A 26,030-nucleotide genomic window follows, 5' to 3' on the forward strand; every position below is an offset into this window, starting at 1 on the left:
GGCCGCCGAAGGGGCTGGTGCCGCCGATGACCGCCGCCGCGATGGCGTTCATCAGCAGGTCGCCGCTGCCCGCTCCCTGGTTGGCCGCGGCGATCTTGGAGGCGATGAAGAGACCGCCGACCGCAGCGAACGTACCGGCGAGCGAGAAGATCGAGATACGGACCAGCGCGACATTGATGCCCGCGCGGCGGGAGGCCTCGACGCTGCCGCCGAGCGCGAAGACCTTACGTCCGTAACTGGTGCGGCGCAGCACGAAGTCGGTGATCACGAGCACCGCGAGGAAGATCACCACCGCCAGCGGCAGGCCCTTGTACTGGTTGAAGAGGGCCGCCACGACGAAGGCCACCACGGCGAGCAGCGCGGAGCGCAGGATGGTCTCGCTGAGCGGCCTGGACGGGACTCCGGCCGCCTCGCGCCGGCGGTTCTCGAAGAACGAGGTCAGGAAGAAGACCGCCACCACGACCACGGCGAGACCGTAGGCCGCCGCCACATCCGTGAAGTAGTACGTGGTGAGCTTGGCCACCAGGCTGTCGGCGCTCAGGTTGACGGTGCCGCTGTCACCGAGGAGCTGGAGCATGAAGCCACTCCAGAAGAGCAGACCGGCCAGGGTGACGGCGAAGGCCGGGACGCCGATCCGGGCGAAGAAGAAGCCGTGGATGGCTCCCGCGGCCGTACCGGTGAGGATGGCGAGGACGAACGCCAGCCAGTCCGCCATGCCGTGGGTGACGCTGAGGACCGCGAAGGTCGCGCCCGCGACACCGCTGACCGAGCCGACCGAGAGGTCGATCTCACCGAGCAGCAGGACGAAGACGATTCCGACGGCGATCATGCCGGTGCCGACCATGGCCACGGAGATATTGCTGAGGTTCTCCGCGGTCAGGAAGTTGGAGTTCAGGCTCCCGAAGATCGCCCAGATGATGATCAGGCCGAGCACGACGGGTATCGCGCCCAGATCACCGGCGCGGATCTTGCGCTTGAACTCGGTGATATAGCCGCCGAATCCCTGCTCGCGCACGAGCAGCCGCGGGTCGACCGCGGTGACCGCGCCGTCCGCCGCGGCGGGAGCGTCGACCGGGGCCGGTGCCTGGCCGGCCGGTGCCGCCTTGTCGAGCGAGGGGGAGGTGTTCTCGGTGGTCACTTCTGAACCTCCACGGTGCGCGACGCGCGACGGGTCACGGCGTTGTCCGTGGCTCCGGTGATGGCCGCGATGATCTCTTCCTGCGAGGTGGACGCGACATCGAAGACGCCGTTGTTGGTGCCGAGCCTGAGCACGGCCACCTTGTCCGCGACGGCCTTGACGTCCGCCATGTTGTGGCTGATGAGCAGCACGGCGAGACCGCGCTCGCGCAGCCGCTCGACCAGGTCGAGCACCTGGGCGGTCTGCTCGACACCGAGGGCCGCGGTCGGCTCGTCCAGAATGACGAGCTTGGGCTCGCCGAGCATGGACCTGGCGATGGCCACGGTCTGCCGCTGGCCGCCGGAGAGCGAGGCGATCGGGATACGGACACTTGGAATACGGATCGACAGGGTGGTGAGCAGCTCGCGCGAGCGGCGCTCCATCTCGACCTCGTTGAGCACGCCCCAGCTCCGCAGTTCACGGCCGAGGTAGAGGTTGCCGACGACATCGATGTTGTCGCACAGCGCCAGGTCCTGGTAGACGGTGGCGATGCCCAGGCTCTGGGCGTCGTGCGGCCTGCCGATCGAGACGGGCCTGCCTTCCCACTCGATGACTCCGTCATCGATGGGATGCACGCCGGCGATGGTCTTCACCAGCGTGGATTTCCCGGCACCGTTGTCGCCGACCAGGGCGACCACCTCACCGGAGTGGACCTCAAGCTCTACTTCGGTGAGCGCCTGGACGGCTCCGAATCGCTTGGAGACCCCTCGCAACGCCAGCACGGGCGTAGCGGTCACGTGAACCATCTCCTTCGCCGCCTGACCGGCGGGGATGCCGCGCCGGGGGGAGGCGCGGAGGTCGAGCAGAAGAGAACGGAAGAGACCGGCCGCACGGTGCCGGAGCACGGCGTGCGGCACGGCGGCCGAGGTGGTTCCATCCGGCACCCCGCCCGAGCTGCGGGGCTGTTGGGTGGGCGGGGTGCCGGACAGGCTTCACCGGGGGCAGGTCACCGGGCGGACCCGGCGGGGACCGCACGGTCCCCGGGTGACCTACTTCAGACCGATCGCGTCACAGTCGGCCTTGTAGGCGCCGGTGCAGATCTCGGCGACCGTGTAGATGCCGTCCTTGATGACCGTGTCGTTGATGTTGTCCTTGGTCAGCGAAACGACCGGGACGAGCACCGAGGGAACGCCCTTGGTGGTGGCGCTGTCGACCGTCGACTTGGCGATGGAGTCGAGCTTCTCGCCCTTGGCGAGCGCGACGGCCATCTCGCCGGCCACGGAGGCCTCTTCCGGGTAGGACTTGTAGACGCTCATGAACTGCTCGCCCGCGACGATGCGCTGCACACCGGCGAGTTCGGCGTCCTGGCCGGTGACCGGCGGGAGCTTGGTGAAGCCGGCGCCCTTGAGGGCGGTGATGATACCGCCGGCCATACCGTCATTGGCGGAGTAGACGCCGATGATCTTGTCCTTGCCCAGGGCGGCGATGGCGCCTTCCATGTTGGCGTTGGCGTTCTCCGGCTTCCACTCCTTGGTGTCGTACTCCTTGCCGATGGTCACCTTGCCGTCGAGCTGGGAGTGCGCGCCCTTCTTGAACAGGGCGGCGTTCGGGTCGGTCACGGCGCCGTTGATCATCACGATGTCGCCGGACTTGGCCTTGTCACCGAGCGCTTCGAGGAGCGCCTTGCCCTGGACCCGGCCGACCTCTTCGTTGTCGAAGGAGGTGTAGGCGTCGATCGGTCCCTCGGCCAGACGGTCGTACGCCACGACCGGTATACCGGCGTCCTTGGCCTTCTGCACCGAGCTGGCGATGGCCTTGGAGTCGACGGCGTCCACGACGAGCACATCGACCTTGTTGGTGATCATCGTGTCGACCTGCTGGTTCTGCAGCGTCGCGTCCTGCTTGGCGTTGGCGTAGACGACCTTGCCCGTGCCGTCGGTCAGCTCGCTGACCTTCTTCTCGAACAGCGGCTTGTCGAACTTCTCGTACCGGGCGGTCTCGTTCTCCGGCAGGAGCAGGCCGACCGTGATCGGGCCCTTGTTGTCCGACGACTTCGACGCATCCGCATTGTCGCCGGACTCCGCCGCGCTGCCACAGGCGGCGAGCGAGACGGCCATCGCGGTGGCGGCGGCGGCCACGGCAGCACGACGCATCATTGCGTTCACTTCACAAACCTCCCTGACGAGGCCGCGTCGTTGCGGCCGAGGTGGCTGGAAGTCAACTCGGCTCCGAGGTCGGCGTCAAGGAGTAAATCCTTAACGAGATGACAACGGTGCCATTCGTTATCTAAGTGAAGGCAGGTGCCGTGGCCGGAATGACGCTCTCCAAAAGGGTCGAATCGCCCATTTCGCTGAGCACCAGGGCGAGCGCGCCGAGCACCTCGGCCCTGCCGCCGAGTGCCCCGGGAAGCACCGAGAGCTGCCGTGCCGCGCTGGGGATCGCGTACCGGGAGACCGACTCCCGTATCGGGCCGAGCACCAGCTCCCCAGCCTCCGCCAAATCGCCGCCCAGCACCACCCGGCTGGGGTTCAGGAGGTTGCACAGATTCGCCACACCGCTGCCGATATGACGGCCCACGTCGGCGACCACGCGGCGGCAGCCCGGATCGCCTTCCCTGGCGAGCTGGACGACGCGCTCCATGGTCAGTTCGGCGCCGTGGCTGGACTGGAGCAGCGGCAGGACATAACGGGCAGCGGTGAAGGTCTCCAGACAGCCGCGGTTGCCGCAGCGGCAGACCGGGCCCGACTCGTCGAGTGTGATGTGGCCGATCTCACCGGCCGTACCGCCCGGGCCGCGGTAGATCTGGCCGTCTATCACCAGCCCGGCGCCGACACCGCTGGCGACCTTGATGTACGCCAGGTCCCTGACTCCGCGCCCGCTCCCCCAGACCAGCTCGCCGAGCGCGCCGAGGTTGGCGTCGTTGTCCACGTACACCGGCACACCGAGACGGCCGGCCAGCTCGTCGCTGGGATTGATTCCGCTCCAGCCCGGCAGGATCGAGGTGGAGCCGAGCGTGCCCGACTCCACGTCGATCGGCCCGGGAACACCGAGCCCGACGCCTATCACCTTGCCGCGGCTGACACCGGTGCTCTCGATCAGCCGCTCGACCAGCTCCTCGGCGCGGCCGAATCCCTGGGCGGACGAGGCGTCCACATCGAGCGGCTCCGACTCCTCGGCGAGCACCTGGTGGGCGAGATTGCCGACGGCCACCCGCAGATGTGTATGGCCGAAGTCGACCCCGATCACGGTGCCCGCGTCCCCGCTGAGCGAGACGCTGCGGGCCCGTCTGCCGCCCGCCGAGGTGGGCGTGACCTGGACCGTGCCGCCGTCCTTCAGCTCACGGACGATATTGGAGACCGTGGCCGCCGACAGTCCCGTGCTCCGGGCGATCTCCGCCTGGGTGAGCGAACCGGCCATACGAACAGCTCGTACGACTCGTTCGAGGTTGGCCCGGTGCAGAGACGACTGCGACCCTGGAGTCTCCACGACTGATCCACTCCTGCCCTTGGCAGCCGGCACGACCGCCGCCGCCGGCCGGGGCCGCGCCAATGAGACCCCGACGTATCTCCAACTTGTGAACCCTAAGCTCAGCCTTTCGGGCTGCTCCCCGTCAAGACCTTGAGCAATGCGGAACACGACAAACCGCCCGCCGACCAGTGTCGACGGGCGGTTCGAGTGGTTTGCGCCGTCCCGTGACCGCCGACGCCTGGCGGTCTTTCGGCGATCTCCGGCGGTCTACTTCAGGGCGCCCGCCGTCAGACCGGCCACCACCTGGCGCTGGAAGATGATGTACGCGGCGAGCACCGGCAGCATCGCCATCACCAGACCGGCGAAGAGACCCGACCAGTCGCCCTTGTACCCCTGGCTGACCGCGAGCTGCACCAGTCCCTGCGAGAGCACCTTGTTCTCCGGGTCGGTGTTGAGCACCGTGGGCAGCAGGTACTGGTTCCACTGACCCAGGAAGTTGAAGATCCCGACGCTGATCAGACCGGGCTTGGCCATGGGCAGCATCACCTGGAAGAACGTCCGGGTGTGCGAGGCACCGTCGATGATCGCCGCCTCCGCCACCGAGGTCGGCAGCGTCCTGAAGAACGAGACGAGGAAGAAGACCGTGAACGGCAGCGAGTAGGCGATATAGACGAGGATCAGACCGTGGATGGTGTTCAGCAGGCCCAGATTGTTCATGACGTAGAACAGCGGGACCAGCGCGAGAATGATCGGGAAGCTCATCCCGCCGATGAACAGGTAGTAGATGAAGCGGTTGCCCGGGAACTCGAAGCGCGCCAGTACATACGCGGCCATCGAGCCGAGCAGCAGGGTGCCGACGAGTGAACCGGCCACCACCAGCACGGTGTTGAGGAAGTAGTCGCTCATATGCGCCTGGGTCCAGGCGCGCGACCAGTTCTCGAAGTGCAGCGAGTCGGGCAGCGACCACGGCTTGGTGAAGATGGACCTGTCGTCCTTGAAGGACGTCATGACCGCCCACAGCAGCGGCATCACGACCAGGACGGCCCAGATGACGAGCACGCCGTGCGAGAACACATTGAGGACGCCGCCGCTCTTCGACTCCCTGGCGGCGGGCGGAGCCGTCTTGCGCACGGCCGGCGGCGCCGTGACCGTACCGGCCGGAGCCGCGTCCTGCGGGCCGGCCGGGCCCGGGGTGTCGGCCGGAGGAGTGGTGTCGGTGGTCTTCATCAGAACTCCAGCCGCTCACGTCGGCCCAGCCGCATCACGATGGCGGAGAAGGCCAGCGTGACGATGAGCAGGGCGACACCGATCGTGGTCGCATAGGCCGCCTGACCGTCACGGAACGCCTTCTGGTAGACGAGCAAGGTCAGTACGTTGGTGGAATCGGCGGGCCCGCCGGGTCCCACGGTCATGATCTGGACGACGGCGAAGGACTCCGCGCCGAGGGCGAGGATGCCCATGTAGACCCACCCCGACTGCACCGTGTCCCACAGCAGCGGCAGGGTGATGCGGAAGAAGGTGGTGAAGCGGTTCGCGCCGTCCAGCAGCGCCGCCTCGTAGAAGTCCTTGGGGATGGAGGCCATGCCCGCGGAGAACAGGACGACGAAGAAGCCGGTGGTGGACCAGACCAGGACGGCCATCACACACCACAGCGCGAGATTCGGATCGCCCAGCCACTCCGGCTGCACGCTGTCCAGACCGACGGCGCCGAGCGCCGAGTTGATGGCGCCGCTGTTCGGGTTGTACGCGAACTGGAAGAGCAGCGCGACAATCGCGATGGACAGCACCTGCGGAAAGAAATACACGATCTTGTAGAAGGCGGATCCGCGCACACCCGAAATCGCGGATCCCTTACGGTGGCGCCCGCCGACATTCAGCATGAACGCGAAGAACAGCGCCAGTCCCAGCACCACCACGGGCAGCAGCAGCGCGAAGGTCAGACTGTGCTGGAGAGAACTCCAGAAGGTCTCGTCATCGAGCATCCGGGTGTAGTTGTCGAAGCCGACCATCGCGAAGTCCGGGCTGAGCCCGGTCCAGTCCGTGAACGAATAGTAGATGGACTGGACGAACGGCCATACGACGAAAAGTCCGTACAGCGCCAAGGGGACAATGAGAAACCCCACGATGAACCGGTACTTGCCGTGTTGCATGTCTCCCGACCCCGAATCCCGGCGGGTGCCGCCGTGCTGCCTTGGGGAGCCCGTCGGACTCCGCGCGCGGCCGACGGGCCGGAGCCGGAAGCCCCGGCGGGGCTTCCGGCCGCTGCCGCTCCTACTGGTGCTTGTAGTGCTTGATGGAGTCGTCCTTGGCCGCCGCGTCGGCGAACTCCTGGGCCTTGTTCATGGCCTCGGCCGGAGTCATGCGCCCGGCCATCATCTCGCCGAGCACGCCCACACCGAGCTTCTCCTTCTGGAGGGCGACGTACCAGTCCTGCATCCGCGGGTTCAGTACGTTGTCGCCGGCCTTGGCGAGGGCGTCGACACCGGACTGGAGCGCGGTGGACAGCGTGAGGCCGTCGGTGCCGCCGTTGAAGGAGGTCAGCGACTTCACCTTGGAGGTGAAGTTCTTCGAGGACGCCTCGCTCAGCATGATGCGGAGCTGCTCCATGCCGCCGTCGGGGTTCTTGGCCTTCGCCGGGACGACGAACGGCTCGCCGCCGGAGGCCCAGATGGTGCCGAACGGCAGCTTGTCCGAGCTGTCCAGACCGGACGGCGCGGCCACCTTCATCGCGAAGTCCTTCGGCGTGGTCTTCGCCGCCTCGTTCTCCACCCAGGAGCCGTTCGGGATGAACAGCGCCTTGCCCTCGGTCCACGCGGTCTGCGACTGGATGTGGTCGAGACCGGGCGTGCCCTGGAGGATGTAGCCCTTCTGGAACAGCTCGTAGTACGCCTCGAAGGCGGCCTTGACGGCCGGGTGCTTCCAGGCGTTCGGCTCCAGGTTGTCGATCGCGTCGAGGACCTCACGCCCGCCGATCTTCCCGATGAACGGGTAGAGCGAGAACGGGATGTAGTACGGATACTTGCCGGCGTACGTCCAGCCCGCGATGCCCTTCTTCTTGGCCTTCGCGCAGAGGGCCAGCATCGCGTCCCAGTCCTCGGGGTACTCCGCGTCGAGCTTGTCCAGCGCGGTCTGCGAGTACCAGACGCCGTACACCGTGTAGGCGTAGTACATGATCCAGACCGGGTCGCCGTCGAACTGGCCCATCTCGACCACACCGGGCCGCAGCGTGTCACGGACCTTCTTGGCCGGGTCGTCGTAGGACGGCGCGTCCAGCAGTGGCGTCAGATCGGCGAGCTGCTTCTTGCCGACGAGAACGCCCATGTCCATCTGCTCGGCACCCGAGTTGTCGATCAGGTCGGGCGGGGTGCCGCCGTTGAAGCGCGGCTGGAGCTGGGACTGGATCTTCTGCGTCGGGGTGAACTTCACCTCCGCCTTCGGGAAGGCCTTCTTGTACTGCTCCACGGCGTCCGTGGCGTACTCGGTGCCGAAACCGCCGTCGAACAGAACGAAGTCGAGCGACGCGGTCTCGTTCACTCCGAGCGGGTTCTTCTCGGACGTCGTGCCCTTCTCGACCTTGTTGTCGGTCCCGCTGTCGCTGCTCGCGCAGGACGCCAGGAAGCTCATCGTCGGGACGGTGATCAGACCGATCGCGGCGGACCGCTTGATCACATCACGACGGCCGAGGCCCCCGTTGTGCTGAGCGGAGGTGGATCCCATGCTCAAGTCCTCGCCTTCTCCAGGACTCAGGCGGTGTACCGGTCGCCCGTGCTTCTCACCTGAGGAGAAGGGCCCCGCCACCGCGGTCAAATGAAGCTGGGTCGTACAGATAAAGCCGGGTTGTACGGGAATGTCAGTCTTCGTCGGAGGTGTCGATCGCGGGAGTACGGGCCTCGACCGTTCGGCCGGGGGCGGACAGAGCCCTCCCCACCGCCCCCTGTCCTCCTACGTGTTGTCCGCCACTGCGGGAAACTCCAGGGGCGGACGCGACAGGTATAGTCCACTTCCCGTCGACGGAGCAAGATCGAAAGCAGGTTTGGGCGGCAGTCTTTCCCTAGTTGAGACCTCGCGGATATCCGAGGCGGTTGTGTACTCATTCGACCACCTCCGCCCGCATCGGAATGGCCGATTCCAAATGTTCCACCCCGGCAACACCCTTGACACCACTCCGCACTTGGCTCCTACTGGACCTGCGCTCTCGTTTGACAACGTTGTCCGACTTGGTACGCAGGAGGAAAGACTCGGTATGGAGCAGAGAACCGGACCCCGGCGCAGACAATGGCACACAGCCGCCCTGGTGGCGACCGCCGCGCTGCTCGTCGTAACGGCACAGTCCGCCGCCGTGGCACAGCCCGCACAACCCGAGCCGGCGGAAAAGGAATTCAGCTCGTCCTTCGAGGCGGACGAAAAACAGCCGGACTGGCGCAATACCGTCGAAGTGGGCCCTGGCGGTGAGAAGCGGGCATCCGGTGTCGACGGGGGCTTCACCAGCGGAATCCCGGGCAATGTCACCGACCGGGTGGTGGAGCTGCGCGCCAGCGGCGAGAACACCGGCGCCGGTGAGACCAAGGAGAATCTGGTCGATGTCCAGTCGGCCACCAAGTGGCTGGCGTTCACCAGGACCGCCTGGGTGGAGTTCGATCTCGACGAGCCGGTCAAGGTCCTCACCTACGCCCTGACCTCGGCGAACGACCACGCCGAGCGTGATCCCAAGGACTGGACGCTCCAGGGCTCCACGGACGGCAAGGAGTGGCGGGACCTGGACACGCGGAAGGGCGAGACCTTCGGCGAGCGCTTCCAGACCAAGTCGTACGACATCGCCAACACCACCGCGTACCAGCACTACCGGCTCGACATCACGGCCAACAACGGCGCCTCCGACGCCACTCAGCTCGCCGATGTCCAGTTCTCCGACGGCGATACGAGCACTCCGCCGCCTCAGGACATGCGCACCCAGGTCGACCGCGGCCCGTCCGGCTCTCCCACGGCCAAGGCCGCCGCCGGATTCACCGGGACGCGAGCGCTGAAGTACGCGGGTACGCACCAGCCGGACGGGCGGGCGTACTCGTACAACAAGATCTTCGATGTCGACACGGCCGTGGAGCGCGACACCGCGCTCTCCTACCGGATCTATCCCTCCCTCCCGGAGACGGATCTCAACTACCCGGCCACCAATGTCTCCGTCGATCTCGCCTTCACCGACGGCACCTATCTGAGTGATCTCAAGGCCGTCGACGCGCACGGCGGACTGCTCACTCCTCAGGGCCAGGGCGCCGCCAAGCGCCTCTACGTCAACCAGTGGAACCAGGTCGACGCGAGCATCGGCCCGGTCGCGGCCGGCAAGACCGTCGACCGGATCCTGGTGGCGTACGACTCCCCCAAGGGTCCGGCGACCTTCCAGGGCTGGATCGACGACATCACCCTGGCCCCGAAGGCGCCCGAGAAGCGGCTCAAGCATCTGTCGGACTACGCGTCCACCACGCGCGGCACCAACTCCAGCGGATCCTTCTCGCGCGGCAACACCTTCCCGGCGACCGCCGTGCCCAACGGCTTCAACTTCTGGACCCCGGTGACCAACGCCGGTTCGAACAGCTGGCTGTACGAGTACAGCCGGGCCAACAACGCCGACAATCTGCCGACCGTGCAGGCCTTCAGCGCCAGCCATGAGCCGAGTCCCTGGATGGGCGACCGGCAGACGTTCCAGATGATGCCGTCGGTGGCCCCGGGCACGCCCAACGCGTCCCGTACGGCGCGCGCCCTGCCATTCCGGCACGAGAACGAGATCGCGAAGCCGCACTACTACGGTGTGACGTTCGAGAACGGCCTCAAGACGGAGATGACGCCGACCGATCACGCGGCGATGGTCCGGGTCACCTATCCCGGCGCCGACGCGAGCATGGTCTTCGACAACATCTCCAACGCGGGCGGACTGACACTCGATCCGGGGACGAGTTCCTTCACCGGTTTCTCGGATGTCAAGAGCGGTCTGTCGACCGGCGCCACGCGTCTTTTCGTATACGGCGTCTTCGACGCGCCCGTCACCGCGAGCGGCAAGCTGCCCGGCGGCGGAGGCGCGGATGTCACCGGCTATCTGCGCTTCGACGCCGGCGAGGACCGTACCGTCACCCTGCGGATCGCGACGTCACTGATCAGCGTGGACCAGGCGAAGAAGAACCTCGCCGACGAGATCCCCGAAGGCACCCGCTTCAAGAAGGTCGAGGACCGGGCGCAGGACGCCTGGGACGACATCCTGGGCAGGGTGGAGGTGGAGGGCGCGAACCACGACCAGCTCACCACGCTCTACTCCAGCCTCTACCGGCTGTATCTGTATCCCAACTCCGGCTTCGAGAACACCGGTACGACGTCGCAGCCGAAGCAGCAGTACGCGAGCCCGTTCTCGGCGAAGACGGGCCAGGACACGCCGACGCGGACGGGCGCGAAGATCGTCGACGGCGAGGTGTACGTCAACAACGGCTTCTGGGACACCTACCGGACGACCTGGCCCGCGTACTCCTTCCTCACTCCGCAGCGGGCGGGCGAGCTGGTGGACGGTTTCGTCCAGCAGTACAAGGACGGCGGCTGGATCTCCCGCTGGTCCTCGCCGGGCTACGCGGACCTGATGACCGGCACGAGCTCGGACGTGGCCTTCGCCGACGCGTATGTGAAGGGCGTCGACTTCGACGCGGAGGCGGCGTACGAGGCGGCGCTGAAGAACGCCACGGTGGTGCCGCCCAGTTCGGGTGTGGGCCGCAAGGGCATGGAGACCTCTCCGTTCCTCGGCTACGCCTCCACGGAGACGCACGAGGGCCTCTCGTGGTCGCTGGAGGGCTACCTCAACGACTACGGCCTGTCCAAGATGGGCGAGGCGCTCTACGAGAAGACCAAGAAGGCGCGCTACAAGGAGGAGTCGGAGTACTTCCGCAACCGCGCGCAGGACTATGTCAGCCTCTTCGACACCGAAGCCGGCTTCTTCCAGGGCCGTGATCTCAAGGGCGACTGGCGGGTGGACTCGGCGCAGTACGACCCGAGGATCTGGGGCTACGACTACACCGAAACGAACGGCTGGGGCTACGCCTTCACCGCACCGCAGGACTCGCGCGGTCTGGCGAATCTGTACGGCGGGCGCGCAGGCCTCGGACAGAAGCTGGACACCTACTTCGCGACGCCCGAGACGGCCGGTCCCGAGTTCGTCGGCTCGTACGGCGGTGTGATCCATGAGATGACGGAGGCGCGCGACGTACGGATGGGCATGTACGGCCACTCCAACCAGGTCGCCCACCATGTCACGTACATGTACAACGCGGCCTCGCAGCCGTGGAAAACGCAGGAGAAGGTCCGTGAGGTGCTGGGCCGGCTGTACGTCGGCAGCGAGATAGGGCAGGGCTACCACGGCGACGAGGACAACGGCGAGCAGTCGGGCTGGTATCTCTTCTCGGCGCTCGGGTTCTATCCGCTGGTGATGGGCAGCGGGGAGTACGCGATCGGCTCGCCGCTCTTCACCAAGGCGAAGGTCCATCTGGACAACGGCCGCACGCTGGTGATCAAGGCTCCGGAGAACAGCGACAAGAACATCTATGTCCAGAGCCTCAGGGTCAACGGCAAGCCCTGGAACTCCACGGCGCTCCCGCACGAGCTGATCGCGGCCGGCGGCACGCTGGACTTCACGATGGGCCCGAAGCCGTCGAAGTGGGGCACGGGCAAGGACGCGGCGCCGGTCTCGATCACCCAGGACGACAAGGCGCCGTCGCCGCGGACGGACGCGCTGCCGGCCTCGGCCGGCCCGCTCTTCGACAACTCCTCCCGTACGGAGGGAACGGTCGAGTCGCTGGACCTCCCGGTCGGATCGGCGACCCGCGCGGTCCAGTACACCTTGACGTCGTCCACGGCCTCGAAGGCCCCGAGCGGCTGGACACTCCAGGGCTCGACGGATGACGGCGCGACCTGGCAGACGCTGGACACGAGATCGGCGCAGTCCTTCACCTGGGACAAGCAGACAAGGGCCTTCACGATCGCCAAGCCGGGGACGTACGAGAGGTACCGCTTGGTGAGCGACGGTTCGAGCGATGTCCCGCCGACGCTGGCGGAGGTGGAACTGCTGAGGTAGCGGGTGTAGTTGGAAAACGCCTGAGGGAACGGGCCGCCGGGGAGAGCCGGCGGCCCGTTTCGTTTCTCTTCTCCGGGCTCTGGCTCAGTCCGCTTCGGCGCGGCGGCTTTCGATCCGGGCACGGGCCGCGACCGCGCGGGGATCGTCGTAACCGGCCAGCAGCCCCAGGGCGTCCGCCCAGTGCGTACGGGCGGCCTCCGGGTCGTCGATGACCAGGGCCTCGGCCAGCCCGTCCAGAGCCATGGCCTCGTCCCAGATGTCACCGAAGGCACGATGAACGGCGGCGGCCCGGCGATGGAAGTGAGCGGCTTCCTTGTGCCGGTCGAGATGCCGGTACGCCTGAGCCGTACCGTTCCACGCCATGGCCTCCCGGCTCCGGTTCCCGAGGCGCCGATGGAGCGTGGCGGACCGCTGATAGGAGGCGAGCGCCTCGGTGGGCTGACCGTTGGCCAGTTGAGCGTCGCCGAGGGTGAGAAGCCAGTAGCCCTCCAGCCGGTGATCGCGCAACGTGAGCGCAATGTCCAGAGCCTCGCGGGCCGTACCGAGTGCCTTCTCCTCGTCTCCCTGCTCATGCTCCACATGGCTCAACAGGCGTAGGACATTGCCTTCGCCTCGCTGATTGCTCAGGGCGCGGTGCGCCGCCAGCGCCTGGCGGGCGGCGGCGGACGCCTCCGAGAGGCGGCCGGCGCGGTGGTGGGTACTGGCGAGGTTCGAGAGCGTCGTGGCCTCCCAGTGGGCGGCGTCCTGCTCCCGGAAGACGGTGAGGGCCTGCTCGAAGTACGAGGCGGCGTCGGCGAGTTGCCGGGTACGGAGATGGAACAGGCCGATGAGGTTGAGCGAGCGGGCCTCGCCGAGCCGATCGCCCAGCTCACGCGAGATGGCCAATGCCTCAAGGTGGCTCTCGTGGCTTTCGGTGAGGCGGTCGACCTGGGCGTAGTTCTTGCCGAGTTCGCCCAGGAGCCGGAACTCCGCGCCACGGTCTCCCAACCGGCGTGCTGCCGCCAGACCTGTGCGGCCGACGGCCAGCCAGTCCGCCGCCAGGGCGGAGGGAGACTGCGCCTTCGCCAGGACAACCGCCAGTCGCCAGGCAAGCCGGTCGTCCTCGGTGGCCGCGACGCGGACAGTCTGGAGCAGGTTGATGTGCTCACGCTCCGCCCAGTCGACGGCGGCGTCGTAGTCGGCGAAGGACAGTGGCTGCACACCTTCCGCCGGCGGACCGAGTATGAGGTGGAGTTCGGCGGGTCTGATCCAGGTCTGTGCCATGTCGGCGGTGTGCAGATACCAGTCCAGTACGCGGCGGAGCGCGGCCGACCGTTCCCCGAGCGGCTCTTCGTTCTGCGCCTGGTCGGTGGCGTAGGCGCGCAGCAGATCGTGGAACTGGTAGCGGTCGGGCGCGGTCTGCTCCAGCAGATGCGCGCCGACCAGGGAGTCGAGCAACTGCCGGGTCTTGGGGACGGTCTGTCCGGCGAGGGCCGCCGCGGCATGGAGGCCGAACTCGGGGCCGGGGTGCAGGCCGAGGAGGCGGAAGAGGCGCGCGGCACGCTCCGGCAGCGCCCGGTAGGACCAGGCGAATACCGTACGGACCGCTTCGGCTTCCTCGTCGTCTCCGGTACTCAGCGCGTCCCACAGGGCGCTCTCGTCCCGCAGATCGGCGATCAGGTCGTCCAGCCGCATATGGGGCCGGCTCGCGGCGCGTTCGGCGGCGATCCGCAGGGCCAGCGGCAGCCGGGCGCAGAGCCCGGCCAGCTCCGTGAGCTTGTCGAGATCGTCCTCCGGCCGGTACCCGGCGGTGACGGCACGCAGCAGAGCGACCGCCTCGGGCTGCGGCAGGGTACCGAGCGTCAGCCGCCGTGCCCCGTCTCGGACGGCGAGCCCGGAGAGCCGGCTCCGGCTGGTGACGACCACGAGGCAGCCCGCACTGCCCGGCAGCAGCGGGCGGACCTGGCCGACCGTGGCCGCGTTGTCGAGGACGATCAGCATCCGGCGGCCGGCCAGCAGGGAGCGGTAGAGCGCCGCGGCGGAATCGGGATCCCGCGGCACCGATCCGGGCCGTACGCCCAGTGCGCCGAGAAAACGGTGGAGGGCGTCCTGAGCCGTGACCGGCTCCCCCGGGTCGTAGCCGCGCAGATTGACGTAGAGCTGCCCGTCCGGAAAGCGCTCCTGGACCTGATGGGCCCAGCGCAGCGCGAGTGAGGTCTTTCCCGCGCCGGCGGTACCGGCGATCACGCAGACGGAGATGACCAGCGGACGACCGTCCTCATCGGCCAGCACGGCGTTGAGCTCGTCGAGTTCATGCGTTCGGTTGACGAACCCGCGTATGTCGGCCGGGAGTTGCCGTGGCGTGGGGACGGGAGAACCGTCCTCTCCCGGCGTGCCGTGTCCGTGGAAGTGAATTCCTCCTCTCACGCTGCCCGCCTGGACGGCATCGCGTGACGTACCCGACAGGTCATTGTTCGTCCTGCCGAGCCGCCCCTCGTCTTTTCTGTGCTCGTCGATCGTCTACTCCGCGTTCATCGTCGGCGGGGGAAGGTGCGCGACCTCACGGGCGAAGTAGCTCTCCACATCCTCACCTGCCCCGTAAAGTTCCTTGATGTAGTTCTCCCAGCGCCGGACAGTCTCCTTATCGGTATAGCGAACCGCGCCGTTCGGAACACCGGATTCGGTGTAGAGAATCTCGTAGAGCGTTCGGCCGCCGAGAACGACCAATTCCGGCAAGAGGTTGTCCGCCTCTGACGCCTCCAGGGTCCCGGCATCGAGCGTGCGGATTCTCGCGCCGCATTCCGCCCTGAGCCGCAGCGCATGCAGCTCCCATTGCAGATACGGGGTCAGCGGGGTTTCGACCACGCGCAGCCGGTGGAAAATGGAAGCGCGCTTCATGTTGTCCCGAGCTGATGCGACCAGATCCTCCCGGTCCGCCTCAATAAGGCGCAGCGCCTCGTCCCAGTCTCCTCGGGTCAATGCGTCCCGGCTGGCGCTGCCCTGCTCCTCGAAATACTGACGGCGCTCCAGTTTCCATGAATCCCGCCCGTGGATCGCCGCGTTGCGTTCCCGGAAGTCACGCCTGTAGACGTCTCGCACAAGCCTCTCGCCCTGCTCCGGCGGAAGAGTGGGGGCGCGGAGATCAAGCATCGGGGATCTCTGCCTTCGCGGCGCTCAACATATTCCCAGGGATGACGACCAGCCGCTCGTCCGCGGCGAGAGCTACGCCCTCCGGCAGTCGCGGCGCGTAGTGAGACGTGAGGTCTCTGCCGATCACCGCGATATCACCGTTGTCGAGCTGCCAGATATCCGGGCATTCATCGTCTTCCGTGGAATTTCCCAGTTCCTTGGCGGACTTCCCCAGTCGCCGGTCGAATAACGCCGAAGGATCGGCCTCCCAGGCACGTGCCATGCCTTGCCTCCACTCAGGTTGATTGAGTGCGCAACTGCTCCACATTGTATATGCATCTGATTACATAGAGCAACATCACGCGAGGGCAGGTTCACGCCATCGAAGCCGTCGCGACCGACGAACGCGGGATACGGCAAGGGCCGTGTCCCGTACAGGTACGTACGGAACACGGCCCTCAGTTCATGCCTCCACCGCCGCGGCAGCCGCTGGCAGCCGCCGCCTACTTGCGGATCAGGCTCCGCAGCACGTACTGCATGATGCCGCCGTTGCGGTAGTAGTCCGCCTCGCCCGGGGTGTCGATGCGGACGACCGCGTCGAATTCCACGCCCGTGTCCGTGGTGACCTTGACCGTGCGGGGAGTGGTGCCGTTGTTGAGTTCGGTGACGCCGGTGAAGGAGAAGGTCTCCTCGCCCGTCAGGCCCAGGGCCTGCGCCGAGGCGCCCTCCGGGTACTGGAGCGGGAGGACGCCCATGCCGATCAGGTTCGAGCGGTGGATGCGCTCGTACGACTCGGCGATGACGGCCTTCACGCCCAGCAGCGCGGTGCCCTTGGCCGCCCAGTCGCGGGACGAGCCCGAGCCGTACTCCTTGCCCGCCAGGACGACCAGCGGAGTGCCGGCGGCCTGGTAGTTCTGGGAGGCGTCGTAGATGAAGGAGACCGGGGCGCCCTCGACGGTGAAGTCGCGGGTGAAGCCGCCCTCGGTGCCCGGCGCGATCTGGTTGCGCAGCCGGATGTTGGCGAAGGTGCCGCGGATCATCACCTCGTGGTTGCCACGGCGGGAGCCGTACGAGTTGAAGTCGCGCCGCTCGACGCCATGCTCCGTGAGGTAGGTGCCCGCCGGGGTGTCGGCCTTGATCGCACCGGCCGGGGAGATGTGGTCGGTGGTGACCGAGTCGCCCAGCTTGGCGAGCACCCGCGCGCCGGTGATGTCCTCGACCGGGCTGGTCTCCATCGTCATGCCCTCGAAGTACGGGGGCTTGCGGACGTAGGTGGACTGCGGGTCCCACTCGAAGGTGTTGCCGGTCGGGATCGGCAACACCTGCCACTGCGCGTCGCCCGCGAAGACGTCCTGGTAGGACTTGTTGAACATGTCCTCGCCGATGGCATTGGCCACGACATCGTTGACCTCGGCCTCGGTGGGCCAGATGTCCGCGAGATATACGGGCTTGCCGTCCTGGTCGATGCCCAGGGCGTCCCTGGTGATGTCCACCTTCATCGAGCCGGCGAGAGCGTACGCGACGACCAGCGGCGGCGACGCAAGATAGTTCATCTTGACGTCGGGGTTGATCCGGCCCTCGAAGTTGCGGTTGCCGGAGAGCACCGAAGTGACCGCGAGGTCGTGCTCGTTGACGGCCTTGGAGACCTCCTCGGGCAGCGGGCCCGAGTTGCCGATGCAGGTGGTGCAGCCGTAGCCGACGAGGTTGAAGCCGACCTTGTCGAGATACGGAGTCAGACCGGCCTTGTCGAAGTAGTCGGTGACGACCTTCGAGCCGGGCGCGAGAGTGGTCTTGACCCAGGGCTTGCGGGTCAGGCCCTTCTCGACCGCCTTCTTGGCCACCAGCGCGGCAGCGACCATGACGTACGGGTTCGAGGTGTTGGTGCAGGAGGTGATCGCGGCGACGACCACGGCGCCGTGGTCGATCTCGTACGTCGAACCGTCGGGCGCCGTGACGAGCGTCGGCCGCGTCGGCACGCCGTTGGCGGAGGCAGGAGCGTCGGAGGCCGGGAAGGACTCCTTGCCCGCCTCCTCGTCCTCGGAGACGTAGTTGCGTACGTCCTCGGTGAACTTCTCCTTGGCCTCGGCCAGGACGATACGGTCCTGAGGACGCTTCGGGCCCGCGATGGACGGGACGACCGTGGCGAGGTCCAGCTCCAGCTTCTCGGAGAAGTCGGGCTCGGCGGCCGGGTCGAGCCAGAGGCCCTGCTCCTTGGCGTACGCCTCCACGAGCGCGACCTGCTGCTCGCTGCGGCCGGTCAGCCGCAGATACTTCAGCGTCTCGCCGTCGATCGGGAAGATCGCGGCGGTGGAGCCGAACTCCGGCGACATGTTGCCGATGGTGGCGCGGTTGGCGAGGGAGGTGGCGGCGACGCCCTCGCCGTAGAACTCCACGAACTTGCCGACGACGCCGTGCTTGCGCAGCATCTCGGTGATCGTGAGGACGAGGTCGGTGGCGGTGGTGCCGGCGGGCAGCTCACCGGTCAGCTTGAAGCCGACGACGCGCGGGATGAGCATCGAGACGGGCTGGCCGAGCATCGCGGCCTCGGCCTCGATACCGCCGACGCCCCAGCCGAGCACACCGAGGCCGTTGACCATGGTGGTGTGCGAGTCGGTGCCGACGAGCGTGTCGGGGTACGCCTGGCCGTTACGGACCATGACCGTACGGGCCAGGTGCTCGATATTGACCTGGTGGACGATACCGGTGCCGGGCGGGACGACCTTGAACTCGTCGAACGCGGTCTGGCCCCAGCGCAGGAACTGGTAACGCTCCTTGTTACGGCCGTACTCCAGCTCCACGTTCTGCGCGAAGGAGTCGGGCGTACCGAACTTGTCGGCGATGACGGAGTGGTCGATGACCAGCTCGGCGGGCGCCAGCGGATTGATCTTCGCCGGGTCACCGCCCAGCTCCTTCACGGCCTCACGCATGGTGGCGAGGTCCACGACACAGGGCACACCGGTGAAGTCCTGCATGATCACGCGCGCCGGGGTGAACTGGATCTCCTGGCTCGGCTGCGCCTGGGAGTCCCAGCCGCCGAGCGCGCGGATGTGGTCGGCGGTGATGTTCGCGCCGTCCTCGGTGCGGAGCAGGTTCTCCAGCAGCACCTTCAGGCTGTAAGGGAGGCGCGCGGAGCCCTCGACCTTGTCCAGCTTGAAGATCTCGTACGACTCGTCGCCCACGCGCAGCGTGCTGCGGGCGTCGAAGCTGTTCGCCGACACGACAGTCTCCTTCATCAATGTGCGCGCACTACCGCGCCTGTACCTCTATGTGCGGCTACCGCCGCATGACGCCGCCACGGCCCTCGCCGATCCGCTAAGGTAAGGCTTGGTTAGGCAACCCTTACCGAGTGGCGGCTGCGGTACGTCTTCGGCAGATATCTCGATGTCGAGATAACTCTAGTACATGACCGCTGCCGGGTCATGCGCGGGCTCGGCCGATCCGCGCGGGCGCGCAGGAAGTCGCCCGGTTCGTTGCCGCCGGAAGCGTTGTCCTGGAGTTCCATGACTCCAGTGTCCGCAGGCGGGCAGCCGCGCGCCTGGTACTGACGTACATAGGCAGCGCCCTCCCTGGTACCCCGGCCGCCCCGACGCCACCGTGGATGTGTGGCCGCCGGCAGGAGGCCACCGGAGCCCGCCCACCGCGAGCCCGTTCCGGATTCCGCTTCGTCCATCTGATCGCGCCGCGCCCGCTCCTCGTGATCGTCGGGCGCGAGGCGGTGACCTCCTGGATGAGCGTGGAGGCGTTCCAGAAAGCGCGCGCCCCGAAGGAACTGCACTGGATCGACGGCGCCAGCCACGTCGACCTCTACGACAAGGAGCCGTACGTCGGGCCCGCGGCCGAGAAGCTGGCCGGCTTCTTCCGGGCCCAACCGGCCGCTGCCGAGCAGACATCCGGGCGGGCCCCCGGCCTGGGTGGTCTACCGGCCGCGACAGCTTAAGGACGCAGGGCGGCGTGGCCGATTCTGGGCCGCCTCGCCGGCCGGGTCGGCCCATGGCGGTCCCGGTCGGTGAGTGCCGGTCGCGGCGCCATCACCCACACGGAGGATCCGGCCGGGCGGCGCCTCGGCGGACGCGAGGGCCTGCTCAAGCTTCTCGGGCGGGCCCGCATCGAATCCCGGGAGACGGCATCGATGCTCTCTGAATGCCGGCGATGTGCCCCGGAGTTAATCTGGCCCTGACCGCGGCGCCGGCGCCGAACGCCTCGGCGCACCGGACGCTCCACTGCACCGAACGCCTTAAACGCGTGGCGCGGACTCGCCATGCGACACGGCGGGACCGCCGCCGTCCACCACCCTGGACTCCTCAACATCACCGTCGAAGGAGACCGCTCGTGAGGACTCATCGCAAGGCGTCCGCAGCCCTCGCCGTCACAGCCGTGCTCGTGATGCCGACCACCACGGCATTCGCGCGGGACGGCTCCGACTCGGTGAAGGCGGAAGGATGGTTCGCGCCGCCCTCCCCCTTCCAGCTTTCGAACGCGCTGACATATGACGTGAAGAAGGTGCCCGTGGGCTCCCGCGTCTCCGTCGTCCAGCAGGTCCGCGAGCACACGGGAGAGCACACCGGCGAGCGGGCCGGTGGGACGGGCATCGCGGTCCGGTTCAGGGTGAGCGGTCTGCTCCCGGACCGTATGTACGGCGCGCATGTGCACACCAAGCCCTGCGGCCGGACGCCGGACGCCTCGGGCCCGCACTACCAGAACGTCGAGGACCCGAACCAGCCGTCCATCGATCCCGCCTACGCGAACGCCGAGAACGAGGTCTGGCTGGACTTCACCACCGACGCCGGAGGCCATGGCGCCGCCAAGTCCCGGCACGACTGGCGCTTCCGGCCGGGCGGCGCGCATTCCGTGGTCATCCATGAGCACCACACGTCGACGGCCTCCGGCGAGGCGGGAACGGCGGGAGCACGGCTCGCCTGCCTCACCGTGCCCTTCGAACCGACCGGCGTCGGCACCAGCACCGGCACCGATGAGTGATACATCCTGCGAGTAATACGTCCCGGTGGTGCCGGAGCGGCACTCGTATCCGTACGGGTCGCTGCCCGGCGCCCGGTCGCCCGGAACCCGGTCTTGGTCCACAAGCCGACATACTTGGTCCCGGACGGACCGGACCCACGGGAGACCGAGATCGTTGACCTCACAGCCACAGCCACAGCCACATGCCAGGCCGCAGCCACGACCACAGTCACAGGGCCGGTCACGGCCGCGCGCCGCGCTCGCCATGGCACCGGACGTCGCGGACGCCGTCCTTGGCCCCGACTCCCTGGCAGCCCTGCGCGCCGTGTGCGAGCTGGCGCCGCCGCCCGCCCTTGACGACTTCACCACCGACCGGGCCCGCGCCACGCTCGCGGAGGTCGAACTCCTCGTCACCGGCTGGGGCTGCCCGCCTCTGGACACCGGCGTCCTGGCGGCGGCGCCGCGGCTGCGCGCCGTCGTCCACACCGCCGGTTCGGTACGCGGCCATATCACCGAGGCCTGCTGGGAACGCGGAATCGAGGTGTCCTCGGCCGCCGCGGCCAACGCCCTTCCGGTGGCGGAGTACACCGTCGCGATGATCCTGCTGTCCGGCAAACGCGCCTTGGAGCGCGCCCGCGACTACCGGGCCGCGCGCCGTCGCGAGGACGGGCCGCGTACCGTCGCCGAGGTGGGCAACTACGGCCGTACCGTGGGCATTCTGTCCGCCTCGCTGATCGGCCGCCGTGTCATCGAACTGCTGCGGCCCTACGATCTGCGGGTGCTGCTGCACGATCCGTACGTCGATGACAAGGACGCCGCGGCGCTCGGCGTCCGGCGGGTGGAGCTGGGCGAACTGTTCGCGCTGAGCGACACGGTGAGCGTGCACACGCCGCTGCTGCCCGCCACCCGTGGTCTCGTCAGCCGTGAGCTCCTTCTGTCGATGCGGCGCGACGGTGTCCTCATCAACACCGCGCGCGGCGCCGTCATCGATCAGGAGGCGCTCATCGAAGTGCTCCGGGCGGACCGGATCCGGGCCGTCCTCGATGTCACGGATCCCGACGAGCTGCCGCCGGACCATCCGCTGTGGGAGTGCGAGAACGCGATCATCACCCCGCATCTCGCCGGCTCCGAGGGCAATGAGCTGCGACGGCTGGCCGATCTCGCCGTCGGCGAGGCCGCCCGCTGGGCCACGGGCGACGGCTTCGCCCATCCCGTACGACGCGAAAGGCTGGCCTTCCTCGCATGACCTCACCTCGCGAAGTCCCGGAGCTGGAAGCCGAAGTGCCGGGGCCAGCAGTCCCAGGGCCGGAAGTCCCCCGGCACGGGCGCCCGTTGCGCGAGGGCCGCCCGTTGCGCGAGAGCCGCCCGGCACGCGAGAGTCCCGGATTCCAACTGCCCGACGAGGACCGCGCGTCGAGCCCGTACACCGGCTACACCCGGGCCCACTGGGAGGCCACCGCCGACGGTCTGCTCCACGCCGCCTGGCAGTGGGCCACTCCGGGCCGCGCCCTGCTCGACCTGCCCGGCCGGCCCTCCGCCTCCGGTGTGCGGTCGGACGGTCTGGAGGGATACGCCCGTACGTTCCTCGCCGCCGCCCTCCGTGTCGCGGGCGCGGGCGGCGACGATCCGCACGGCTGGCTCGACCGGTACGCGGACGGGCTCGCGGCCGGAACCCGTACGCCCGGCCGGGACGACGCCGAGTCCTGGCCGCTGATCCTCGGCCACGATGTGCACGGACAGCCGATGGTCGAGTCCGCGTCCGTCGCCATCGGACTGCGGCTGACCAGGGCCTGGCTCTGGGACCGGCTGGATCCGGAGGTGCGGGACCGCGCCGAGGAATGGCTGCGCGGCGCGCTGCGGCACACCCCGGCGCCCAACAACTGGTATCTCTTCCCGTACACCGTCGCCGGATTCCTGGAGTCGGTGGGCCGCGGAGACGCGGAGACGGCACGCGCTCGGGAGCGAGCGCTCGGTCTGCTGGAGGGCTGGTACCGAGGACAGGGCTGGTACGCCGACGGCGACGGCCGGGCCTTCGACCACTACAACGGCTGGGCGCTGCACTTCTATCCGGTGCTGGACGCCCATCTCGCCGGTACGGAATCGGCGGAATCGGAATCGGCGGAATCAGCCGAGTCCGCGGAATCGGCGGACGCCCGCCTCGGCGCACGGCTGCGCGAGCATCTGGAGAGTTTCTCGCTGCTCTTCGGCGCCGACGGCGCCCCGATCCACTTCGGCCGCTCGCTCACCTACCGCTTCGCGGCCGGCACGGCGGTCGCCCTGGGCGCCGTCACCGGCCACACTCCGCTCACGCCCGGTGTCTCGCGCCGACTGCTGAACGGATCGCTCCGTCACTTCCTCGACCGCGGCGCCACCGGCGCGGACGGTCTGCTCAGCCTGGGCTGGCACGGGCCTCATGTCGCCACGCTTCAGCGCTACTCGGGTCCCGCCTCGCCCTACTGGGCGTCCAAGGCCTTCGTCGCGCTGCTCGCGCCCCAGGACCATCCGCTGTGGACGGCCACGGAGGAACCGACACCCGGCGAAGGCGCCGACCGAGTACTCTCCCTGCCCGCGCCGGGGCTGCTGGTGCACTCCACGGCGGCGGACGGGATCGTACGGCTGCACAACCACGGCAGTGACAACGTCCGGCCCCATGAAGGTGAGTCGGCGGCGCAGGACGATCCGCACTACGGTCGGCAGGCCTACTCCACCAGGACGGGACCCACCTCGCCGGAGAACATCGCGGACAACCATTTCGCCATGGAGATCGCGGGAGTCCGCAGTGTCCGTCGCCGTATCCGCCCTCTGGGTGCCGGACACGGCGACGGCTGGGGCTGGGCAGCCTCCTGGCATCTGCCGGTCTTCGTGGCGGGCCCGCCCATGGTGCCCGGACTGCGGGTCGAGAGCGTCACCGTGGTCAGAGGCCGGTACGAACTGCGCGTGCACCGCGTGTTGGGCGCTCCGCCCGGAGCGCGCGTACGGCAGACAGGCTGGGCGACCGGCACCGGCGACAGCGCGGGCGGCAGCGACGGCGTACGGTCCGCTCTGCTCGGGCTGTACGGCTGGGAGTCGGCGGACGAACCACGGGCACCGCAAGGCACGGCGTTCACGCGCTGGGCACGCGTGCCGCGGCTGACGGCAAAGGCCGAGGGCACGGCCCTCTTCGCCGCCCTCGCCAGCCTCACCGCGGAGCCCGACGCCGCCCCGCTGTCCGAGGCGGTGAGCAAGGTCCGTACAGCGGGCGTCGACGGAAGCACGATCGAGGTGACCTGGGCTGACGACGGCTCGACCACCCGTATCGGCTTCGGCCCGCTGACGGTCGACCACACCTGAGGCCAGGAAGCCATCAACTCTCTTCGGTCGACAGTCCCACTGTCGCGCGCTTAAAATAGACCCGTAAGTCCAGAATCCTGGGTTCCGGGAGCCGGAAGGACAGCCGACATGGCGAGGGCGCTGACCGCCAAGGGAGCCGCGACACGGCAGCGGATCATCGACGGCGCCGCGGCCGAGATCCGTGAGCGCGGAGTCCTGACCACCACACTGGACGACGTCTGCCGCAGGACCGCCACCAGCAAGGGCCAGCTCTTCCACTACTTCCCGGACGGCAGGGAGCAGCTTCTGCTCGCCGTCGCCGAGCGGGAGGCCGAACGCGTACTGGAGGACCAGCAGCCGCACCTCGGCCGGCTGACCACCTGGGACGCGTGGCAGGCCTGGCGGGACGCGGTCGTACTCCGTTATCAGCAGCAAGGGATGAACTGCCCGCTGGGCGTACTGATCACCGAACTGGGCCGTAGCACGCCCGCCGCGCAGGCGGTGACCGGACGGCTCGTCGAGCGGTGGCAGTACGAACTGCACGTCGGCATCACCGGGATGCAGCAGAGCGGCCATATCGCGGGCGGCCTCGACGCCGGACGCACCGCCGCCGCGATGGTCGCGGCCATCCAGGGCGGTGTCACGATCCTGATGTCCACCGGCAGCAGCGCACATCTGGAAGCCGCGCTGGACACCTCGCTGCTCTTCCTCAGGCTCTCCCGCTGACCGTATCGACCGTGCGGTCCGTACGCCCTACGGCGTCGGCACGTTGTACGACACCAGGGCCACCTCTCCCGATGTCACCCGCAGTTCGGTGATCGCGCAGTTGCGCAGGCCCGGGAGTACGCGGCGGTATTCGCTCTCGGGGATTCCGAGCAGTCGGCACAGCACCAGCCGGAGCAGGGTGTTGTGCGCGACGGTCAGGACGCGGCGGCCCTGGTGGGTCTCGGCCAGGCGTAGCAGGGCGGTGGCGCCGCGGGTGGCGGCGGTCTTCGGGTTCTCGCCGCCCGGGAGTGGATGGGCGACCGGGTCGCGGCGGAAGTCCGCGACCTCCTGTGGGTACGACGCTTCGAGTTCGGCGATGGTCCGGCCCTCGGCGACGCCGAAGTCCAGCTCCCTCAGGTCCGGTTCCACGACGGCGGCCAGACCGGTGGAGCGGACGGCGGGCTCGGCGGTGCGGCGGGCGCGCGCGAGCGGTGAGGTCACGATCGCGTCGAGTCCGGCGCCGGCCGCCCAGACACCGAGCCCGTCGGCCTGCTCGATTCCGCGTGGTGTCAGGCCGATGTCGCTGATGCCGGTGTAGCGGTTCTCCTCGTGCCAGACGGTCTCGCCGTGCCGGGCCAGAAAGAGCGACGTGGGGATGACGGCAGTGGCGGCCGGTATCCGCAGTGGCGAGGCTGTCATCCGTGCTCCCTCGCATAGGCCGCCGTCTCCGAGGGCAGCCAGCCTCGTCGTTCGAGCGCGTCCACCAGTGTGACGAAGGGCCCGGCGAAGCGCGCGCTGATCCGTGGTCGGGGATCGAGGATCGTCCGAACCCGGATCATGCCTCGTACGGCCGACAGCAACGAGGCCTCGCCGCCCGCCTGTACGCCGCCCGCCCGTACCTCGCCCGCCCGTACACCGTGCGCCGCGAGCACCGCCATCCCGAGCGCCGAGTCCGTGTGTTCCGGCACCGTGGCGGTCAGCCCGAGGACATCCGCGCGGAGCTGGTTCCAGTACGGGCTGCTCGTGGCACCACCGGTGAACGCGATCGGCGACTGGGCCGGCGCGCCCAGAAAGCGGATATAGGCGAGACAGAGCCGTTCCACGAGCGCCACGCCCTGGAGCAGCGCGGCATAGCGATCGCCGTCGTCGGTGGGCCGGCCCAGTACGAACGGTTCGGCGTCCGCCGCCAGGAACGGGAAGCGCTCGCCGCGCGAGACAAGTGGATACGCCACGACGCTCGCCGGCTCGTGCTCGGCGGCGAGCCGG

At 68.3% G+C, this 26,030-nt stretch carries 19 protein-coding genes; 6 read left to right on the top strand and 13 right to left on the bottom strand.

The features are described 5' to 3' along the window. The 7 genes from GA0115259_RS16145 to ngcE all read right to left on the bottom strand — a co-directional run. Positions 1–1,138, bottom strand: a 1,138-nt coding sequence (locus GA0115259_RS16145) for a sugar ABC transporter permease (RefSeq protein WP_093596993.1), incomplete at its 3' end; no start/stop codon positions are given. Continuing rightward, on the bottom strand, positions 1,135–1,923 hold the full coding sequence (locus GA0115259_RS16150; protein ID WP_093597036.1) for an ATP-binding cassette domain-containing protein: 789 nt from the start codon (positions 1,921–1,923) through the stop codon (positions 1,135–1,137). The genes GA0115259_RS16150 and GA0115259_RS16145, both read right to left, overlap by 4 nt. Positions 1,924–2,166: 243 nt before the next feature. Beyond that, on the bottom strand, positions 2,167–3,270 hold the full coding sequence (locus tag GA0115259_RS16155) for a substrate-binding domain-containing protein (RefSeq protein WP_176732565.1): 1,104 nt from the start codon (positions 3,268–3,270) through the stop codon (positions 2,167–2,169). Between the two features lie 133 nt (positions 3,271–3,403). Then, a complete protein-coding gene (locus GA0115259_RS16160; protein WP_093596996.1) occupies positions 3,404–4,603 on the bottom strand; it encodes an ROK family transcriptional regulator in 1,200 nt (399 codons plus the stop codon). A 249-nt stretch (positions 4,604–4,852) separates the two neighbouring features. Beyond that, complete coding sequence (locus GA0115259_RS16165; protein ID WP_093596999.1) at positions 4,853–5,812, bottom strand: carbohydrate ABC transporter permease; 960 nt, start codon at positions 5,810–5,812, stop codon at positions 4,853–4,855. After that, positions 5,812–6,735 carry a carbohydrate ABC transporter permease gene (locus GA0115259_RS16170; protein WP_093597002.1) on the bottom strand — a complete coding sequence of 308 codons (924 nt, stop codon included), beginning with the start codon at positions 6,733–6,735 and terminating at the stop codon, positions 5,812–5,814. The genes GA0115259_RS16165 and GA0115259_RS16170 overlap by 1 nt, the downstream gene beginning before the upstream one ends. 121 nt (positions 6,736–6,856) lie before the next feature. Continuing rightward, positions 6,857–8,302 (bottom strand): N-acetylglucosamine/diacetylchitobiose ABC transporter substrate-binding protein, encoded by a 1,446-nt coding sequence (ngcE, locus tag GA0115259_RS16175; protein ID WP_093597005.1) that lies wholly within the window; start codon positions 8,300–8,302, stop codon positions 6,857–6,859. Between the two features lie 526 nt (positions 8,303–8,828). Here ngcE and GA0115259_RS16180 point away from each other — a divergent pair. Then, positions 8,829–12,686, top strand: coding sequence for a GH92 family glycosyl hydrolase (locus GA0115259_RS16180; RefSeq protein WP_093597008.1), 3,858 nt, complete (start codon positions 8,829–8,831; stop codon positions 12,684–12,686). An 84-nt stretch (positions 12,687–12,770) separates the two neighbouring features. Here the strand turns inward: GA0115259_RS16180 and GA0115259_RS16185 are convergent, their stop codons facing one another. From GA0115259_RS16185 to acnA, 4 genes are all read right to left on the bottom strand, one after another. Then, positions 12,771–15,092, bottom strand: a complete 2,322-nt coding sequence (locus tag GA0115259_RS16185) for an ATP-binding protein (RefSeq protein ID WP_093597012.1) — start codon at positions 15,090–15,092, stop codon at positions 12,771–12,773. Between the two features lie 93 nt (positions 15,093–15,185). Continuing rightward, positions 15,186–15,815 carry a DUF6879 family protein gene (locus tag GA0115259_RS16190; protein WP_093597015.1) on the bottom strand — a complete coding sequence of 210 codons (630 nt, stop codon included), beginning with the start codon at positions 15,813–15,815 and terminating at the stop codon, positions 15,186–15,188. Then, positions 15,808–16,077, bottom strand: a complete 270-nt coding sequence (locus GA0115259_RS16195) for a hypothetical protein (protein WP_093597018.1) — start codon at positions 16,075–16,077, stop codon at positions 15,808–15,810. Before GA0115259_RS16195 ends, GA0115259_RS16190 begins: the two co-directional genes overlap by 8 nt. Before the next feature lie 220 nt (positions 16,078–16,297). Further along, entirely contained in the window at positions 16,298–19,012 is a 2,715-nt protein-coding gene (gene acnA, locus GA0115259_RS16200; RefSeq protein ID WP_093597021.1) for an aconitate hydratase AcnA, read from the bottom strand. A 380-nt stretch (positions 19,013–19,392) separates the two neighbouring features. Between acnA and GA0115259_RS16205 the strand changes: the two genes are divergently transcribed. The 5 genes from GA0115259_RS16205 (at position 19,393) to GA0115259_RS16225 (ending at position 24,785) form a co-directional block, all read left to right on the top strand. Then, complete coding sequence (locus GA0115259_RS16205) at positions 19,393–19,731, top strand: alpha/beta hydrolase (protein WP_370747935.1); 339 nt, start codon at positions 19,393–19,395, stop codon at positions 19,729–19,731. A gap of 392 nt (positions 19,732–20,123) precedes the next feature. Further along, positions 20,124–20,771, top strand: a complete 648-nt coding sequence (locus tag GA0115259_RS16210; RefSeq protein WP_093597024.1) for a superoxide dismutase family protein — start codon at positions 20,124–20,126, stop codon at positions 20,769–20,771. A gap of 244 nt (positions 20,772–21,015) precedes the next feature. Continuing rightward, the gene (locus GA0115259_RS16215; RefSeq protein WP_093597027.1) at positions 21,016–21,996 is read left to right on the top strand and encodes a hydroxyacid dehydrogenase; all 981 of its coding nucleotides are present in this window, start codon (positions 21,016–21,018) and stop codon (positions 21,994–21,996) included. Further along, positions 21,993–24,080 carry a DUF2264 domain-containing protein gene (locus GA0115259_RS16220; RefSeq protein ID WP_093597030.1) on the top strand — a complete coding sequence of 696 codons (2,088 nt, stop codon included), beginning with the start codon at positions 21,993–21,995 and terminating at the stop codon, positions 24,078–24,080. Before GA0115259_RS16215 ends, GA0115259_RS16220 begins: the two co-directional genes overlap by 4 nt. Before the next feature lie 108 nt (positions 24,081–24,188). Beyond that, entirely contained in the window at positions 24,189–24,785 is a 597-nt protein-coding gene (locus GA0115259_RS16225) for a TetR/AcrR family transcriptional regulator (protein ID WP_093597033.1), read from the top strand. A gap of 27 nt (positions 24,786–24,812) precedes the next feature. Here the strand turns inward: GA0115259_RS16225 and GA0115259_RS16230 are convergent, their stop codons facing one another. Both GA0115259_RS16230 and GA0115259_RS16235 read right to left on the bottom strand, forming a co-directional pair. Further along, on the bottom strand, positions 24,813–25,463 hold the full coding sequence (locus GA0115259_RS16230; protein ID WP_202450046.1) for a histidine phosphatase family protein: 651 nt from the start codon (positions 25,461–25,463) through the stop codon (positions 24,813–24,815). Continuing rightward, the coding region (locus tag GA0115259_RS16235; protein WP_256098019.1) for an FGGY-family carbohydrate kinase at positions 25,460–26,030 on the bottom strand (571 nt) is incomplete at its 5' end. The genes GA0115259_RS16230 and GA0115259_RS16235, both read right to left, overlap by 4 nt.

This window comes from Streptomyces sp. MnatMP-M17, from assembly GCF_900091995.1.
In the GTDB taxonomy this organism is placed as follows: Bacteria; Actinomycetota; Actinomycetes; order Streptomycetales; family Streptomycetaceae; genus Streptomyces.